Here is a 16,645-nt window from a genome sequence, read left to right as displayed (position 1 = left end):
ATCCGACCCGGTGTGTCGCGCGTATTCACAATGGGCGGAAGGCAATAAAAAAGCCCGCTTGCAGCGAACTGCCAGCGGGCTCTGCTCCCTCCCCCACGTCGGGATGCAGGGCCATCGTGCGGGCTGCGAAAGCACTTTGCACGCTGCACTGCAAAACAAAACCGGTGGGTATGGGTGACCCCTGCGGGGAAAAGCCATTCCACGAAGGTAGAACCCCCCGTACGGAGGAGGATGGCCGATAATCGGGTTTCCCCCCAGAAACACTGTCGTCATGTCTGTTGATCGCATCGCCAACGCGCGTCTCCGTGACCGCGTGGTCTCCGCAGAGGCCGCAGCCGCGCTGATCCAGCCCGGTGAAACCGTGGCCATGAGCGGCTTTACCGGCTCCGGGTATCCCAAGGCCGTCCCCGTGGAACTGGCCCGCCGCATCGAAGCGGTGCACGCCCAGGGCCAGCCCTTCCAGATCAAGCTGATGACCGGCGCCTCCACCGCGCCGGAGCTGGATGGCGCGCTGGCCAAGGCCGATGGCATCGCCATGCGCATGCCCTTCCAGAGCGACCCGGATGCGCGCAACCGCATCAACGAGGGCAAGCTGGATTACATCGACATCCACCTCAGCCACGTGGCCCAGCACGTGTGGTTCGGCTTCTACGGCGAGATCGATACCGCCGTGATCGAGGTCTCGGCCATCCGCGAGGATGGCTCGCTGGTGCCCTCCACCTCGATCGGCAACAACAAGACCTGGCTGGACCTGGCCAGGAAGGTGATCGTCGAGGTCAACGAATGGCAGCCGGCCGGCGTCGACGGCATGCATGACATCTACTACGGCACCGCGCTGCCGCCGCACCGCAAGCCGATTCCGCTGGTGAACGCCAACGACCGCATCGGCGACACCGCGCTGCGCTGCGACCCGGACAAGATCGTGGCGGTGGTGCGCACCAACGGCCCGGACCGCAACAGCCCGTTCAGCCCGATCGATGCGACCAGCGAACAGATCGCCTCGCACCTGATCGAGTTCCTCAAGCACGAAGTGAAGAAGGGCCGCCTGCCGCCGAACCTGCTGCCGCTGCAGTCGGGCGTGGGCAACATTCCCAACGCCGTACTGGCCGGCCTGGCCAAGAGCGGTTTCCGCGACCTGGCCGCGTTCACCGAGGTGATCCAGGACGGCATGCTCGACCTGCTGCGTGACGGCGTGCTGAGCTACGCCTCGTGCACCGGCTTCGCGCTGAGCCCGCAGGCCAACGAGACCTTCAAGGAACACATCGATTTCTACCGCGAACGCATCATCATGCGCACGCAGGAAATCTCCAACCATCCGGAACTGGTGCGCCGCCTCGGCTGCATCGGCATGAACGGCATGATCGAGGTGGACATCTACGGCAACGTCAATTCGACGCACGTGATGGGCACGCGGATCATGAACGGCATTGGCGGTTCGGGTGACTTTGCCCGCAACGGTTTCCTGTCGGCGTTCCTGAGCCCGTCCACTGCGAAGAACGGCACCATCTCGGCGATCGTGCCGATGGCCAGCCATGTCGACCACACCGAGCACGACGTGTCGGTGATCGTGACCGAGCAGGGCCTGGCCGACCTGCGTAGCCTGACCCCGCGCAAGCGCGCGCAGGTGCTGATCGACAACTGCGCGCACCCGGATTTCCGCCCGCAGCTGCAGGACTACTTCGACCGCGCCAGCCACGAAAGCTACGGCAAGCACACCCCGCACCTGCTGCCGGAAGCGCTGTCGTGGCACCAGCGCTGGCTGGATACCGGCACGATGAAGGCCTGACTGCGTTGGGGGTCAGAGCCCTTTTCTGCCGAAAAGGGATCTGACCCCGGTCATGCGCAACGTCGGGGTCGGATCCCTTTCCATGGGAAAGGGCTCTGACCCCAGGTACGGACACCTTCACGCGGTGCGCAGGCTCGCCAGCGATTCGGCCTGCAGCCGCTCGTAGATCTCGAACTCGTCATTCACCGCCACGCCCAGCGCCTGCTCGAAGGCCTCGCGGTTGGCGTGCGCGGCATAGGCGCGCTGTTCTTCGCCGCCCAGGTTCGACTGGAAGATGCCCGCAGCGCTGACCGGCAGGAAATCCTCGTAGACGATCGGGTCGGCGGTGGCCAGGCCCGCGGCCACCAGCACTTCGGCCGGCAGGTCGGCCACGCGCTCCGGCGCGGCGCGGCCAGCGTCGGTCAGCTGGTAGCGGTAATAGCCCAGGCCTTCCTGGCGCAGCGTGTCATGATCATCCGGGAAGCTGGCGAACACCGCCTGCAGGCGCTGGCCGTAGTCGCCACCGGTGCTGCCTTCGCCACCGGCATCGCGTGCCTGCGACAGCAGCTGGTCGTACAGCGCGCGGCCCTTCGGGGTCAGGGCAAGGCCACGCTGTTCGATCTCGCCGAAGCGCGCGGTATGCGTACCGGCATCGCCGCCCTCGCCGTCCGGGAAATGCACCGCCTCTTCCAGTGCCTTGAAGCTGGTCTGGCGCAGCAGGATCGGGCAGGCACGGCGCGGCGGGCCCTCGATCACCGCCTTGGCCGCCATGCCGTGTTCGATCATCGCCGCCTGCGCCGCGTCGATGTCCAGCGTGCGCGGGGTCAGGTGGTTGATGTGCGGGCCACGGAAACTGACCACGTCGGCCACCAGCCGATGCGCGTTGTGCAGCGCGTGGTAGGTCGGCAGGTCGACCGTGGCATCGCCGTGCCAGCGGAAGGTTTCCAGTGCTTCATCGACGAAGCGCCCGGCATCGGCCTGCGACAGCCCGCCGTCACGCTCGGCCTGGTCGATCAGCGCCAGCGCGCCCTCGGTGAAGATACGGCGGCGGGCAAGGATCGTTGCCGATTCCGCACGCAGCGCTTCGTCTTCGATCAGCTCCAGGCGCAGCAGCGAGGTGAACACGCGGAACGGGTTCTGCGCCAGCGCGGCGCCGGTCAGCGGGCGGAACGCGGTGGAGTGCACCGGCACGCCGGCCACCGACAGGTCGTAGTAGCCGACCGGGTACATGCCCATCACCGCGAACAGGCGGCGCAACGTCGCCAGTTCCTGCACGGTGCCAACGCGGATCGCGCCGTGGCGCTCTTCATCCAGGCGCGCACGCTCGTCGTTGCGCAGCAGCTGCGCGGCCAGCGCCGGATCCTGCTCCAGCACCTGTGCGTTGATCCGCTCCACCAGTTCCACCAGCGTGCCGTACAACGGCACTTCGGTGCGGTACATGCGGGACATGGCCTGTGCGAACAGGCGGCGGATCACATCAGGCGAAACGAAAGAGGCGCTCATCAGTCACTCGATTACGGGAACGGGGAACAGCTCGGACCCGTATTGTCGCCGGAGCGCGCGGCGGCGGCGATATGCAGAGCAACATGGCGCCCGGCCTGTGCAGGGGGGCGACCTGTGGACTGCTTCACCCCAATCAGGCAGCGGCCGGCACTACCGCTTGAGCTGGCGCTTCAGGGTGGCATCCAGGGTGATCGGCCGGTCCCAGTGCTGGTAGCTGGCCACGATGGCGTGGCGCACCGCGCGGTAGTGCAGGTTGTCCGGCTTGGTGGGCATGCGCTTCACCACCGCTTCCCAGCCGCCCTCCGGGTCCTGGCTGAAGGCGCGCACGCTGTCGCGGCAGGTCTGGCCACTGGCCTTGGCCCAGAAGCAGGCGAAGTAGATATCCCCGGCCTGCCAGCCATGGGTGGTGAACAGCGCGCTGATGTAGCCGCGCGGCACCTCGGCATAGCGCGACACCTCGTCAAGGAAGGCGTCGGGGTAGCGCTCGGCGTAGTGGTTGATGTCCTGCAGCTGGGCATCGACCCAGCTGTCACCGGTTTCCACCGCGTAGGCCGCCGAACGCTCGGCGGTCTGCTGGGCCAGCACGGTGGCCGGGACCAGCAGCAGGGGCAACAACAGCGCGCGCAGTCGGAGATTCATGCCCCGATTCTGCCGCAGCTGCCGGGCTCTGTCAGGCCGCCGCAGCGGCCTTGGCCTCGATCGCCGCCAGTGCGGCCGGCCAATCGTGGGCGCTATCGGCGGTGACCATGCGCGGTTCGTCGTCGGCCACGCCGTGCTGGGTCTCGTGCGCCCAGGTCACCGCGTACGGGGTATGCACACCCCAGCCGCCCAGGGTGACCACCGGCTCGATGTCCGAACGCAGCGAGTTGCCGACCATCACGAAGCGCTGCATCGGCAGGTCGAATTCGGCCAGCACGCGGGCGTAGGTTTCCGGATCCTTCTCGGAAACGATCTCGATGCGCGGGAACAGCTCGGCCAGGTTGGCGATCTTGATCTTCGCTTCCTGGTGGAACAGGTCGCCCTTGGTGATCAGCACCACCGGATAGTGCTCGGCGATGGTCGCCACCGCTTCGCGCACGCCGTCGATCAGCTCGACCGGGTGGCGCAGGGTATCGTGGCCGATCTCCAGGATGCGCTGGATGTCCTTGGCCTCGATGCGCTGGCCGGTGATGTCGATGGCTGCCTCGATCATCGACAGCGTCATGCTCTTGACGCCGTAGCCGAAGGTGCCCAGGTGGCGCTGCTGCACTTCCAGCAGGTGGCGCGCAGTCTGGGTGTCATGCACGTCGACGTAGCGCGACAGCAGGTCAAGATAATCCTGCTCGGCCTTGCGGTAGTAGTCCTCGCTCTTCCACAGCGTATCGTCACCGTCAAAACCGACCAGGCCAATGGCGCGCGACGGCGCAGGCATGGGGGTGTTCATCGGCCAAGGATACAGGGGCGGCCATGACGAGAAAAACCCGGGCGGCCGCCGCCGCCCGGGTCCCCATGCACCGGTCTTCCCGAATCAGGCCTGGATCAACGGCCCTGCGCCGCGCCGGCACCCGCGCCGGCCTGCTGGGCGGCCACGTAGGCCTTGTACTCGTCGGCGCTCAGCTCGCCGTCCTTGTTGGTATCGGCCTGGTCGAACACCTGGGCCAGGCCGGCGTTCACCTGTGCCTCGGACTTGCTGATGGTGCCGTTGCCATCGGTATCGATGCTGGCCCAGGTCTGGCCACCGCCATTGGCCTGTGCCGAAGCCGCTGCGGCCGCATTGGTCGCCTGGTCAGCCGCCTGCCCTGCCTGTGCCGCCGACTGCTGCGCCTGCGCGGCCTCGTTCTGTGCCTGCGCGGCCTGCTGCTTGGCCGACTGGGCCATCGCCGGAATGGCCAGCACGCTGCCAGCGGCGACGATCAGGGCGATCAGGGGCTTGCGGTTGCGAATAGTCATCAGGGGTGTCTCCTACCTAATTGGGTGGTGTTGCGCGGCCTGTTGTTTCCGCACGGCACCTACCGTGCCACCGCGTTTCTGAATCGATTTTGGGCCGCGACCGGCGTCAACACGCACGATTAACCACTCGCCTACGCGCATGCTTTAGCGCGGTGGTTAGCAGCGAGTGAGCAGGTCATAAGATGCGCATTCAGCGCTGCCGGATTTAACCGGCAACCAACGAAAAACCTGCGTCAGTCGACGTTCTGAGCCGATGACCGCGAACTGAACACCACCCATCCCAGCGCGACACCGGCGAGCGCGCCGGCGATTTCCAGCACTACGCGGCTGCCGAGTTCGTTCGGATCGTGGATGGTGGCGAGGAACAGGCGCGCGTACAGCGGCGACTCCAGACGCACGATGCCCATGTAGAACAGTTTCCACGCATCGATGCCAGCGGAGATGATCACGGCGATGACGCACGACCAGCCGATCGCGTGGCCGACCGTCCAGTGCAGGAGCCGGCACAGCTGCGACCACAGGAAGTACACCAGCAGCCCGACCAGCAGGGCGATGGCGCCCGCTTCCAGGGTGCCGAGCAGGCCGAAGTGCAGGGGAAGGTTCATCGGGTGGGCAGGGATGAAGAGGCGGCCAGTGTAAGGGATCTGCCCCGGACCCGATCCGGTAACCACGGTAGATCCACGCCATGCGTGGATGGATCTCCATCGAAATCGAATACTCCGATGATTGAACGAAGAGCATCCACGCATGGCGCGGATCTACCGTGTCGACCAAGGTCGACACCTACCAACAGCAGCGACCCTCTGCCGATATCCCTACCGCACGGGGACGTCGTATGCGGTGCCCGGGTCCGGTTCGGGCTGCAGGGTGTAGTGCCACCACTCCTGCGGATAATTCACGAAACCACGGCGCGCCATCGCGCGCACCAGCTGCTGGCGGTTCGCCTGCTGCACGTCGCTCAACCCACTCGTCTGCGTATGCGCGCGCGGTCCGAAGAAGTCGAAGTCGGTGCCCATGTCCAACGGCGTGCATGCACCGCTGCGGCAATCCAGCAGCCCCAGATCCACCGTGGCACCGCGGCTGTGGCCGGAGCGCTCGGCGATGTAGCCGTCGGCCAGCAGCCGTGGCTTTTCCAGATCCGGGTACTGCAGTGCCTTGCGCGAGCGCTCGCGCGGATCGTTCACCCAGGCCATGAAGGCCTGCACCGAACGCACCGGCCGGTAGCAGTCGTAGAGGCGCAGGCCCAAGCCATCCGCGCGCAGGTCCTGTTCCACCTGTGCCAGCGCCTTAGCCACCGGCGCCAGCAGATAGCACGAGGGCGCCTCGTAGCCCGGTACGCGCGCGCCGGTGAAGTTGTTGGCGCCGGCGTAGCGGATATCCATCTCGATGCGTGGCGACAGCGAACGGATCTCGACCAGACCGGCACGTGCCGCGTCCGTAGCCGGCGAAACGCGCGGCGGCTCAGCGGCGCTGGCGCTCGCTGCCAGGGCAGTCGCCAGTACGAGTGAAATGCAGGTCCTGGAAGTCATAGCTGAAGTCGATGTCCGGGTCGATGGCGCGCAGGTCCAGAGAGGGCGGCGCACCGTCACCGGGCTGCAGCCAGGCCTGTGCGTCTTCTCCCAGCGTATCCCAGCGCAGCAGCCAACGCCCCTGCAGTTGCAGCACCGTGGCCTGCAGCCTGGGCGACTTGTCGACGCTGAAATGCAGGCCGTCCTTGCGCGGGCACAGCGAAGCCGGGCCCAGCCAGGGGTCGTTGTAGCGGCCCTGCCAGCGGGACAAGTCCGTGCGGCTCGCAACCTGCGCCGCAGCGGTGGATGGCCGCGAATGGCCGGTCGCCGCCCGCGTTGCCTGGTCAGCCTTCAGTTCGGCCAGGTACGCCATCGCCGGGTGCGCATCATTGGAGGCAGTGAAGCGCTTGAGCGCGGCCTGCATCAGCGCGGTGCGTGCATCCTCGCCTTCACCGTTGATCAATATCACCACACCCACCTTGCGGTCGGGCAGCAGCGCCAGCGACGAGTACATGCCCGACAGCGTGCCGGTGTGTGCCACCTTCCACTGCCCGTCAATGTCGGACACGCGCCAGCCGTAGCCGTAGCCGTAGAAATGCGCGTTGTCCCAGCGCCGCTGGCGTTCACCCAACGGCATCGGCATGTGCAGGGCCCACAGCGTGCGGCGCTGTTCACTGCCCAGCCAGTCCGGCACCAGCGTGGGATCGAGCAGCACCTGCATCCAGCGTGTCATGTCACGCAGCGAACAGCGGATGCCGCCGGCCGCCATCGATGGCAGGTCCGGGCTGATGTCACCGTCGGCGTTCACCACCTCATTGCGGTCACCACGCCAGGCATGCGGCTGTGCCACGTTGCCCACGCGCTTCACCAGCCATGCCCCCACCTGGCAGCGTGCCATGCCGAGTGGTTCGAACACCTGCTCGCGCATCAACTGGTCATACGGTTTGCCACCGGCCGCAGCGGCCACTTCGCCGGCCACCACGTACATCAGGTTGTCGTAGGCATAGTGGCTGCGGAAGCTGCTGACCGGCTTGAGGTGCGCCAACCCGCCGATGATGTCAGCACGGGTGAACGTGTTCGGCTCCGGCCACAGCATCAGGTCGCCAGCGCCCAGGCCAAGGCCGCTGTTGTGGATCAGCAGGTCGCGCACCTGCATGTGCTGGCCGACCCAGGCGTCATGCATGCGGAACTCCGGCAGGTGGCGCTGCACAGGGTCGTCCCAGCGCAGCTTGCCCTGCTGCACTAGCCGCGCCAGCAGCGCGGCCGTCATCGCCTTGCTGTTGGAGGCGATCTTGAACAGCGTGTCCTCGTCGATGCGGCCGCCATCACCACGCGCGCCTTCGGCGCGCTGGTAGACCACCCTCCCCTGTTCGACCACGGCCATGGCCAGCCCGGGCAGATGCTCGTGCTGGACCACGGCCGCAACATCGGCATCGATCGAGGCGGTCGCGGTCGTCTGCGCCGCCGCAACCGGGAACACCACCAACGCCGCCACGCAGAGGCAGCGTCGAGCGTGCTGGGCTGGCTTCAGTAGGCCCATGTGACGGTCAGCTGCGCGTAGCGCGGCGACTGGAAGCCGGTGCCGTAGCGGTACAGCGGGTTCGGCGTGCCGATGCTGTCCTGCGGTTCGTAATCCTGGTCCACGGTCACCACGCGCTGCTGGTTCAGCACGTTGTACACCGCCAGCTTCAGGCGCAGGTCAGTGGGAATCGGCACCTTGTAGGAAACGCTGACATCCAGATCGTAGGTCCATGGCGTGCGCCCATCACCGCCGCGCGGCGAATGTACGAACACACGTTCGGACGGCACCGTCGCCTGGCAGTTGGACACACAGACGTAGTAGCTGTGGAAATCGGTCGCATCGAACGGATTGCCGGCACCGAAGCGGGTGATCGGGCTGCCGGACTGCACGCCCAGGGTTGCGGCCACGCTCAGGTTCTCGGTCAGCGCGTAGCTGCCGCGGAACTTGAACTGGTGGCGGCGATCATTGGCCAGGTAGCCATAACCGCGGTAGTTGACCCACGGGTTGTCGAAGTTCTCGGTGCGGCCGGCATCGGCGAAGTCGGTATCGGAGTTGACCGGGCCTTCGGCGTTGCCGCGCCCATAGGCCAGCGTATAGGACGCATTGAAGCCCCACTTGCCATCCCACGCACGGTCGACCTGCAGCTCCAGCGCCTTGTAGTCGCGCTTGGGTTTCACCCAGCCGCGCTGGCCCACGTAGTTGCCGTCATCGTCGTACAGCGCCCAGCCTTCCTTGGACGTGTCGATGCTGATCCAGCCATCGTTGCTGCCATCGCAGTTGGTGTCGCCCCAGACAGTGTTGGTGCGGCCCGGGTTGCCCATGATCCACACCCCGTCGATGGCACCGCATTGGCCGGTGGCGGTGATGTTCATGTCATCGATGGCGTTGTGCAGGCGGCGGTAGGTCACGCTGGCGCCAACCGACCAGGCCTCGTTGATCATCTGCTGGAAGCCCAGGATCGCTTCATCCTGGTAGACCGGGTCCATGTCGCGGTTCACTTCGGCGCGCAGGTCTGGCACGCTGCCATCGCCCTGCGAGTTGTCCACCGGTCCGATCTGCGCGCCCAGGTTGGGGATGTTGTTGGCTGCGCCGGAATAGCCGAGGAACTCATACCAGGTGCGTTCGTCGAGGAAGCCGCCGGCCTGCTTGATGTTGATGACGTTCGCCACCGGCAGGAAGTAGCGCCCCAGGTTGCCGAACACCTTGGTGGTGCCATCGCCGCGCACGTCCCACGAGAAGCCGAGACGTGGCGCTACCATGTCATCGATCTTGATGTAGCTGCTGCCATCGCCGCCCTTGTTGTCGAAGGCTTCCAGGCGCACGCCCATGTTCAACAGCAGGTTCGGCGTCACCTGCCAGTTGTCTTCCAGGTAGTAGGCCGAGTTGATGGTCTCGAAAGCGCCCTCCACCTCATAACGGCGCGTACGCGCCACCAGGCCACTGGCCGGCACCACGCCGCCGTTGAGGGAGCTTCCCGGCGTACGCGCATAGATGTCGTAGCGCAGGCCGCCCGGGCCGGGGTAGGCACGGCTGTAGTCAGAGGTGTTTTCCTCGCGGTCCATCCCGAAACGCAGCAGGTGGTTGCCCAGTGTCCATTCGAAATCGGCGCGGGCGGCTTTGCGGGTGTCCAATGCGGATTCCAGCTGCGAGCTGCTGGTGCAGCTGCGGTCACCCTGCAGCGAGGGTGGCACGCCCTGGCTGGCCGTCCGGTTGTCGAACACACGGTTGCAGTTCTCGTCCATCAATGAGCTCTGCAGGCGGTTGCGCTTGTTCTCGCCATACATCAGCTTCATGGTCAGGTCGTTGTTGACCTGCCAGCTGTAGGTGCCGGACCAGTTCTTGCCGCCTACCGTGTTGTAGATCTGGTTGCTGCGCTCACCTACAGTCTGTCCCGTGGCGTAGTCGTAATCGTAGACATCGGTGAGCGTCTTGCTCTTGTCCGAGAAGCCGAACAGCGACAGCATCTGGTTGTCGGTGATCTGCCAGTCGATCTTGCCGCCCCAGAACGGATCGTCGGCCTTGCCCTGGCTCAGGCGTGTGCCAGCGTCGTTGGTCGATATCGGGCGGTAGTCGCGGGCTTCGTACATGCCGAAGAAGAACAAGCGGTCCTGCACCAGCGCACCGGACGCGAATACGTTCAGCGCACTGCGACTGTAGTCGTCGCGGCTGGCGGTGATGTAGCGGCTACCGCTGCCGTCGTAGCGGTCGCGCGCCTGCGACTGCCACGCACGCGGCTCGAACACCAGCTCGGCTCCCGCCTTGAAATCATTGCTGCCCGAACGGGTGACGGCGTTGATGACACCGCCGGTGCTGCGCCCGAACTCCACCGAGTAGCCGCCGGTCTTGACCTGGAACTCCTGGTAGAACGAGAACGGCACCGATGAGAAGCCGACACGGTTGTAGAAGTCGGTGACGTTCAGGCCATTGATGTAGACCGTGTTCTCGGCCACCGACGAACCGCCGAAGGAAATGCCCTGCCCGCCCAGCGACCCCTTGCCCTTCACCGCTCCCGGCGCCAGCAGCGCCACGGCGGTGATGTCACGGTCCACCGGCAGGCGCGAGAGTTCCTCGCGGGTGATGTTGGTGGCCGACTCGGTGGACTTCACATCGACCATCGACACCACCTGCGGTGCCCGCACTTCGACCGTGCCCAGCGTGCTGACCGCGCCGAGCGGCACGTTCACCGTGGTCGCACTGCCGAGGCTGACGGTCACCTGGCCAACACGGCTGGCGGCCCCCCCCGGCAAGCCGACCTCCATCTCGTAGGTGCCTACCGGCAGCAACGGAATGCGGTAGCTGCCGTTGGCGTCGGCCTGCACCGATCGGACAAAGCCTGTGGCGGGGTTGCGTACGGTCACCGTGGCACCAGCCGGCACCTGCCCGGCCTCGCTCACCAGCCGGCCAACCACCGAACCATCCTGTGCGAATGCGCTGGGCGCGATCACGCCCAGACACGCCCCGAGGGCGACGCACAACGCCGCCCGCTTGATGCTGTAAGCCTTCATCCCCTGCTCTCTCCTGCAAGAATTGAATGATGTGGACTGCGATGCGTCGCGCTACCGTTACCTGGCTGGCAGTACCCGCCACTGGAAGTCGTAGCTCCATTGGTCGAAGTACAGGTTGCCGCCTGCCCACTCGGCCTCGCCGCGCTGCGAGTCGACCGTTTCCGAGCGGAAGTGCTGCTTGGCCGGCACGAAGGGCTGGCCGAAATCGTCGTTGAAGGCAATGCGGTAGCCATCGAGGCTACCCAGGTAGAAGTCGCGCAGTGCAGGCGCATCGCTGGCAAGCGCGCCGGTGGTCACGTCCATCGGCAGCCAACCGTACGGCGCCAGGTAGACCTGCCCCCAGTCATGCAGGTTGTTGTAGCCACTGCCGTTGTCGGAGAACACCATGCCCGACTGCCAGCGCGCGGGAATGCCATTCATGCGCAGCAGCGCGATCAGCAGCAGGGTCTGCTGCCCGCAGTCGGCATGGCCGGCACGCAGCGCGTAATCGCTGATGTTGCTGATCGTGGAATATTCGCGCGCGCCGGCCCAGGGAATGCGGTCGACCGCAGCAAACAGCTTGCGCACCACTTCATACGGGCGTGTCTCACCCTGCAGCACCTGGTCGGAGAACAACTTCAGCGCAGGGGTGAAGCGCACATGGGGCAGCTGCTCGGCCAGATAGGGTTTCAAGGCCGGATCAGCCGGGGTCGGCTGCACCTTGGCCGGGTCGATCGCGGTATGCCGGGCGAGGATCGTGACCGCGTAGCGGACCTCGAAGCGGGTCGGCTGCCCGGCCACCGCTTTGGCCTCCAGGTAGGCCGTGCGCTGCAGCGTGTCGGCCGGTGCCACCCGCGCCTTGCCCGGGGTGCTGCCCAGCCACTGCACCTGCTCTTGCTGGCCCGGGATCTCGCGCGGGTACGGAATCCAGGCACGTACGTTTTCGCCAGCCGGCACCGCATCGGCCTTCACCGTGAGCGACTGGGTGAACTCAATGCGTTGCGGCAGTACCGACGCCTGGCCACGTTCTTCGGCAGCGGCAACCACGCGCGCGTGGTGTGCATTGAGCACTTCGTTCGGGCCCGGAGGCGGCATCGGTGCATCCGCGCGGCGGCGTGCGCGTGCTTCGTCGCTGAGCAGGAACAGGTTCGACGGTGCGCGCTTGAAATACCAACGCGTGCCATCGATGTCGAGATGCTCGATCAGGCCAAGCTGATCCCAACGCGCGAATTCCTCGTTGGTCAGGTCGGGAATCCAGCGGCGCACGGCCGCCTTGGCGGCTGCTTCATCCAGGCTGAAATCCAGGCGGATGCGGCGCATGCGCTCGCGCTGGAACGCGCCTTCGGCAGCATCGCTTCGGGTCGCCAGCAGCGCATCGGTGTCGCTGAAGCGGCCGCTGTCAATCAAGTCGATTACCTGCAGTTGGCGCGCACGCTGCTGTGAATTGCGCTCGCCTGCCGCATGCGTGGCCGACGCCCACAGCAGCAGCGCGGCACACAGGCCGGCGGCGGCAGGCAGACGCGGTTTGCGAACGGCAGACTCCACAGCGACACTTCCCCAGCGCGGGTGGTAACGGCTGTGTAACACGGGCCGGGATGCCGGTCAATAATTTATTCTTGATTTCGAAGCCGAAAGGAATAAATATTCCAACAGGCATTCGAGGAGGGTGTGCAGCGCATGATCCTGGCTTCCCGCGAACCGCGCCGGCAGTGGCCGCGCCGGTTGACCCTGGCCCTGTGCCTGCTGGCCGCACCGGCCTTCGCACAGGCCGCCCCGGCACCCGATCCCGGCGCACCGCTGCCCTATGTGATCGGCCTGCACGAGGCCTACCTGACCCCGCAGTACTGGGCCGCGCGCCTGGACAACGCCGATGCGCCGATCCTGGACCGCAGCCAGATCGAGGCACAGAACGCGCGGATGCGGGCACAGGACAGCCACATCCAGGACATCGCCGCATTGCCAGCCCAACTTGATGCGGCGACGGTGCACGCCAGCATCGCCGCGCTGTCGAGCTGGCCCAGCCGCACCCTGTACAACGACAAGGGCCAGGCCATCACGCCGGCACTGCGCAGCACGATCGAAGCCAACCTCGGCCTCGATGCGATTCCCGCCCGGACGGCACCGCAGTACGGGCTGGTGGTGAAGCGCGCCGCACTGCGCACCTTCCCCACCCGCGAGCGCGTCTTCAGCAGCGTCGGTGACACCGACATCGACCGCTTCCAGGAATCGGCGCTGTTCCCCGGCGACAAGGTTGCCGTGGTCCATCGCAGCGCCGACGGCCGCTGGCTGTTCGTGCACAGCGAGCGCTACAGCGCATGGATCGAGGCCGATGCCATCGCCAGCGGCGACAGGGCCACGGTGCTCGGCTACGGCGCGAAGGGACCTTACCGGATCATCACCGGCGCCACCGCGCAGACTGCCTACACCCCGGAAGAACCGCGCGTCTCGCGCCTGCAGCTGGACATGGGCGTGCGCTTGCCGGTGCTGGCCGACTGGCCGGCCGCCGAGCCGGTGAACGGCCAGCAGGCGCATGCGTCGTGGGTGGTGCAGTTGCCGGTACGCGAAGCCGATGGCCGATTGAAACTGGTTCCTGCGCTGCTACCACGCTCGCAGGACACCGCCGCCGACTACCTGCCGCTGACCCCGCGCCTGCTGCTGCAGCAGGCCTTCAAGTTCCTCGGCGAGCGCTACGGCTGGGGCCACGACTACGACACCCGCGACTGCAGTGGATTCGTGTCCGAGATCTACCGCAGCTTCGGCGTGCTGCTGCCGCGCAATACCAGTGCACAGGCGGTCAGCCCGGCGCTGGATCGCCTGCCGTTCACCGGCAAGGGCGGCAAGGCGCTGCGCGACCGCGCCGTCAGCGACCTGCAGGTGGGCGACCTGGTCTACATCCCCGGCCACGTGATGATGGCCATCGGCCACGTCGATGGCCGCACCTGGGTGATCCACGATACCGCGGGCGGCAGCTGGTTCGGTGCCAACGGCACGCGCGTGCAGGCCCACCTCAATGGTGTTTCGGTCACGCCGCTGGAGCCGATGATGGCCAGCGATACCGTCCGCTACATCGACCGCATTACCAACATCCAACGCCTGCGTGCCAAGACCCCCTGAATGAAGATCACTGCCATCGAACTGGGCATGCTGCGCGTGCCGCTGAAAACACCGTTCAAAACCGCCCTGCGCACGGTGGAGACCGTGGAAGACGTGGTGGTTCTGATCCGCACCGACACCGGTCACACGGGGTACGGCGAGGCACCGGCCACGGCGGTGATCACCGGTGATACCCACGGCTCGATCATCGAAGCGATCCGCCACTTCATCGCACCGCGCCTGATCGGGCAGGATGTGGTCAACCTCAACCGCCTGTGTGGGCTGGTGCAGACCGCGATGGAGCGCAATACCAGCGCCAAGGCCGCGGTGGAGATCGCGCTGTATGACCTGTGGGCGCAGCTGCACGGTGCACCGCTGTACCAGATGCTCGGTGGCGGCGACCCGGTGATCACCACCGACATCACCATCAGCGTGGACTACATCGACAAGATGGTGGCCGATTCGCTGTCGGCGGTCGAACGCGGCTTCGAGTCGCTGAAGATCAAGGTCGGCAAGGACATCGGCCTGGACATCGAACGGGTCAAGGCGATCCACGCCGCCGTGGAAGGCCGCGCCCTGCTTCGCCTGGACGCCAACCAGGGCTGGACCGCCAAGCAGGCGGTGCACGCGATGCGCACGCTGGAGGAAGCCGGCGTGGTACTGGAGCTGCTGGAGCAGCCGGTGAAGGCGGCCGACATCAGCGGCCTGAAGTACGTCACCGACCGCGTCAACACGCCGGTGATGGCCGACGAAAGCGTGTTCAGCCCGAGCCAGGTGATGGACCTGATCCAGCAACGCGCGGCCGACATCATCAACATCAAGCTGATGAAGACTGGCGGCCTGTCCAACGCCATCCGCATTGCCGACATCGCCGGCATCTACGGCGTTCCGTGCATGATCGGCTGCATGATCGAGTCCAGCATCAGCGTGGCTGCGGCCGTGCACCTGGCGGTGGCCAAGAGCGATGTGATCACCAAGGTCGACCTGGATGGCCCCTCGCTGGGCCAGTTCGACCCGGTCAGCGGTGGCGTGCAGTTCAACGAGTCGGAGATCAGCATCAGCGAGGTGCCGGGGCTGGGCATCACCGAAGTGCGCGGGCTGGAGATGCTGGGTTGATTTGCGCCTTGCGGCTGGCTTGGTCCTCAACTGTTCCTGGGTCGCGCGTTACTTTTCTTTGCGCGCAAAGAAATGTAACCAAAAGAAACGCTCCGCCGGCCGCGAGCCAACGTGCTGCGCACGCCGGTACCCTGTGCTCCTCGGCCCGTCGAGGGACGGCGCGGAACTCGCTGCGCTCAGACACTCGCGCCTCTTCGCCCTCGCCGGCCCTGCGGTGCTCGGCTCGCTTGAAGGCGGACTCAACGTCAAAGGCGACAACTGCACTCCGTATCCTCTTCGCTGCTGGCACCCGCCCGACCCATCCCATGACACGCTCTACGCTGCCAACCGCAACGCGCCTACCCATGCCCGGACACCCCGCATGCCGCCCCTGCTGAAAATCCGAACCGAGCGCGGGCAGATGTCGGCCATCGAACGTCGCATCGCCGACTTCATCCTCGACAACGCCCACCTGCTGCGCGACTACTCGTCCCAGCAGCTGGCCAGCGCGCTGGGCATCAGCCAGTCCAGCGTGGTGAAGTTCAGCCAGAAACTCGGCTTCAAGGGCTACCCGGACCTGAAGTACTCGATCGGCCAGGACGTCGCCCGCGCCGGTGCCGATCCACAGCAGGCGCCCAGCGAACCCGACAGCGGCGACGACTACCTGCGCCTGGGCGAGGCCCTGCGCCGCAGCAAGGCCCAGGCCGAGGAAGAAACCCGGCAGGCCAATCCGCGCGAGGAGATCGAGCGCATCGTGCAGCTGCTCGACGGCGCGCCCAAACTGTTCGTCTACGGCCTGGGTGACGACGGCCTGTATGCCCGCGAGTTTGCCATGCGGCTGTCGCTGCTTGGCCTGCTGGTAGTGCCGCATACCGATCCGATCCTGATGCTGGCCAACCTGTCGGCCGCGCGTCCCGGCGATGCGTTGCTGGTGTTCTCCGAGTTCGGCAACCTGCCGCAGCTTTCGCAGCTGTCACGGCAGTTCCAGGACATGGGTGGCAAGGTGATTTCCATCACCCGCCACACCGCCAACCCGCTGCGCGCGCATGCTGATGCGGCGCTGGTGGTGTGTGCGCACGACCGTACGCCGCAGGTCGCGCAGCTGCTGTACCGTAGCGCCATGCACGCCCTGCTCGATTTCCTGTTCGTGCTGCTCTGCCACGCCAATCCGGACCGCCAGCAACAGCTTGCGGTGAACCTGGAGCGGATCGACCACCTGCTGGATTCCTGACCGGAGCGCATGTTG

At 66.2% G+C, this 16,645-nt stretch carries 13 protein-coding genes; 4 read left to right on the top strand and 9 right to left on the bottom strand.

From position 1 onward, the window contains the following. The first annotated feature begins 271 nt into the window (after window positions 1–271). Window positions 272–1,786, top strand: a complete 1,515-nt coding sequence (locus B9Y82_RS00265) for an acetyl-CoA hydrolase/transferase family protein (protein ID WP_100471080.1) — start codon at window positions 272–274, stop codon at window positions 1,784–1,786. Window positions 1,787–1,903: 117 nt separating this feature from the next. On the opposite strand, the gene hglS is transcribed toward B9Y82_RS00265, so the two are convergent. The 9 genes from hglS to B9Y82_RS00220 form a co-directional block, all read right to left on the bottom strand. Then, window positions 1,904–3,268, bottom strand: coding sequence for a 2-oxoadipate dioxygenase/decarboxylase HglS (hglS, locus tag B9Y82_RS00260; protein ID WP_100471079.1), 1,365 nt, complete (start codon window positions 3,266–3,268; stop codon window positions 1,904–1,906). Window positions 3,269–3,418: 150 nt separating this feature from the next. Continuing rightward, window positions 3,419–3,907, bottom strand: a complete 489-nt coding sequence (locus B9Y82_RS00255; protein WP_100471078.1) for a hypothetical protein — start codon at window positions 3,905–3,907, stop codon at window positions 3,419–3,421. Between the two features lie 31 nt (window positions 3,908–3,938). Continuing rightward, complete coding sequence (locus tag B9Y82_RS00250) at window positions 3,939–4,691, bottom strand: HAD family hydrolase (protein ID WP_100471077.1); 753 nt, start codon at window positions 4,689–4,691, stop codon at window positions 3,939–3,941. 95 nt (window positions 4,692–4,786) lie between these two features. Further along, complete coding sequence (locus B9Y82_RS00245) at window positions 4,787–5,197, bottom strand: EF-hand domain-containing protein (RefSeq protein WP_087921311.1); 411 nt, start codon at window positions 5,195–5,197, stop codon at window positions 4,787–4,789. 233 nt (window positions 5,198–5,430) lie between these two features. After that, window positions 5,431–5,802 (bottom strand): hypothetical protein, encoded by a 372-nt coding sequence (locus B9Y82_RS00240; RefSeq protein WP_032968343.1) that lies wholly within the window; start codon window positions 5,800–5,802, stop codon window positions 5,431–5,433. A gap of 210 nt (window positions 5,803–6,012) precedes the next feature. Next, on the bottom strand, window positions 6,013–6,726 hold the full coding sequence (locus B9Y82_RS00235; protein ID WP_100471076.1) for a M15 family metallopeptidase: 714 nt from the start codon (window positions 6,724–6,726) through the stop codon (window positions 6,013–6,015). Continuing rightward, window positions 6,659–8,245 (bottom strand): serine hydrolase, encoded by a 1,587-nt coding sequence (locus B9Y82_RS00230; protein WP_202908104.1) that lies wholly within the window; start codon window positions 8,243–8,245, stop codon window positions 6,659–6,661. Before B9Y82_RS00230 ends, B9Y82_RS00235 begins: the two co-directional genes overlap by 68 nt. Further along, window positions 8,233–11,232: a TonB-dependent receptor gene (locus tag B9Y82_RS00225; RefSeq protein ID WP_100471074.1), complete on the bottom strand. Its 3,000-nt coding sequence runs from the start codon at window positions 11,230–11,232 to the stop codon at window positions 8,233–8,235. Before B9Y82_RS00225 ends, B9Y82_RS00230 begins: the two co-directional genes overlap by 13 nt. A gap of 57 nt (window positions 11,233–11,289) precedes the next feature. Next, entirely contained in the window at window positions 11,290–12,756 is a 1,467-nt protein-coding gene (locus B9Y82_RS00220; RefSeq protein ID WP_100471073.1) for a transglutaminase-like domain-containing protein, read from the bottom strand. Window positions 12,757–12,888: 132 nt separating this feature from the next. On the opposite strand from B9Y82_RS00220, the gene B9Y82_RS00215 reads away from it, so the two are divergent. From B9Y82_RS00215 to B9Y82_RS00205, 3 genes are all read left to right on the top strand, one after another. Then, window positions 12,889–14,325, top strand: coding sequence for an SH3 domain-containing protein (locus B9Y82_RS00215; RefSeq protein WP_100471125.1), 1,437 nt, complete (start codon window positions 12,889–12,891; stop codon window positions 14,323–14,325). Then, complete coding sequence (locus B9Y82_RS00210) at window positions 14,326–15,420, top strand: dipeptide epimerase (RefSeq protein WP_100471072.1); 1,095 nt, start codon at window positions 14,326–14,328, stop codon at window positions 15,418–15,420. 361 nt (window positions 15,421–15,781) lie between these two features. Beyond that, on the top strand, window positions 15,782–16,630 hold the full coding sequence (locus B9Y82_RS00205; RefSeq protein WP_100471071.1) for a MurR/RpiR family transcriptional regulator: 849 nt from the start codon (window positions 15,782–15,784) through the stop codon (window positions 16,628–16,630). Window positions 16,631–16,645 lie beyond the last annotated feature (15 nt).

This window comes from Stenotrophomonas maltophilia (assembly GCF_002799155.1).
GTDB classification, from domain to species: domain Bacteria; phylum Pseudomonadota; class Gammaproteobacteria; order Xanthomonadales; family Xanthomonadaceae; genus Stenotrophomonas; species Stenotrophomonas maltophilia_R.
Note: the sequence above shows the minus strand (reverse complement) of the source record. Positions and strands in the feature narration are given on the sequence as shown.

Excerpts from the sequence above, each read along its gene's own strand:
- B9Y82_RS00245 (WP_087921311.1), bottom strand. The coding sequence starts at position 5,197 with ATGACTATTCGCAACCGCAAGCCCCTGATCGCCCTGATCGTCGCCGCT.
- B9Y82_RS00210 (WP_100471072.1), top strand. The coding sequence starts at position 14,326 with ATGAAGATCACTGCCATCGAACTGGGCATGCTGCGCGTGCCGCTGAAA.
- B9Y82_RS00255 (WP_100471078.1), bottom strand. The coding sequence starts at position 3,907 with ATGAATCTCCGACTGCGCGCGCTGTTGTTGCCCCTGCTGCTGGTCCCG.
- B9Y82_RS00235 (WP_100471076.1), bottom strand. The coding sequence starts at position 6,726 with ATGACTTCCAGGACCTGCATTTCACTCGTACTGGCGACTGCCCTGGCA.
- hglS (WP_100471079.1), bottom strand. The coding sequence starts at position 3,268 with ATGAGCGCCTCTTTCGTTTCGCCTGATGTGATCCGCCGCCTGTTCGCA.
- B9Y82_RS00240 (WP_032968343.1), bottom strand. The coding sequence starts at position 5,802 with ATGAACCTTCCCCTGCACTTCGGCCTGCTCGGCACCCTGGAAGCGGGC.
- B9Y82_RS00250 (WP_100471077.1), bottom strand. The coding sequence starts at position 4,691 with ATGAACACCCCCATGCCTGCGCCGTCGCGCGCCATTGGCCTGGTCGGT.
- B9Y82_RS00265 (WP_100471080.1), top strand. The coding sequence starts at position 272 with ATGTCTGTTGATCGCATCGCCAACGCGCGTCTCCGTGACCGCGTGGTC.
- B9Y82_RS00215 (WP_100471125.1), top strand. The coding sequence starts at position 12,889 with ATGATCCTGGCTTCCCGCGAACCGCGCCGGCAGTGGCCGCGCCGGTTG.
- B9Y82_RS00230 (WP_202908104.1), bottom strand. The coding sequence starts at position 8,245 with ATGGGCCTACTGAAGCCAGCCCAGCACGCTCGACGCTGCCTCTGCGTG.
- B9Y82_RS00225 (WP_100471074.1), bottom strand. The coding sequence starts at position 11,232 with ATGAAGGCTTACAGCATCAAGCGGGCGGCGTTGTGCGTCGCCCTCGGG.
- B9Y82_RS00205 (WP_100471071.1), top strand. The coding sequence starts at position 15,782 with ATGCCGCCCCTGCTGAAAATCCGAACCGAGCGCGGGCAGATGTCGGCC.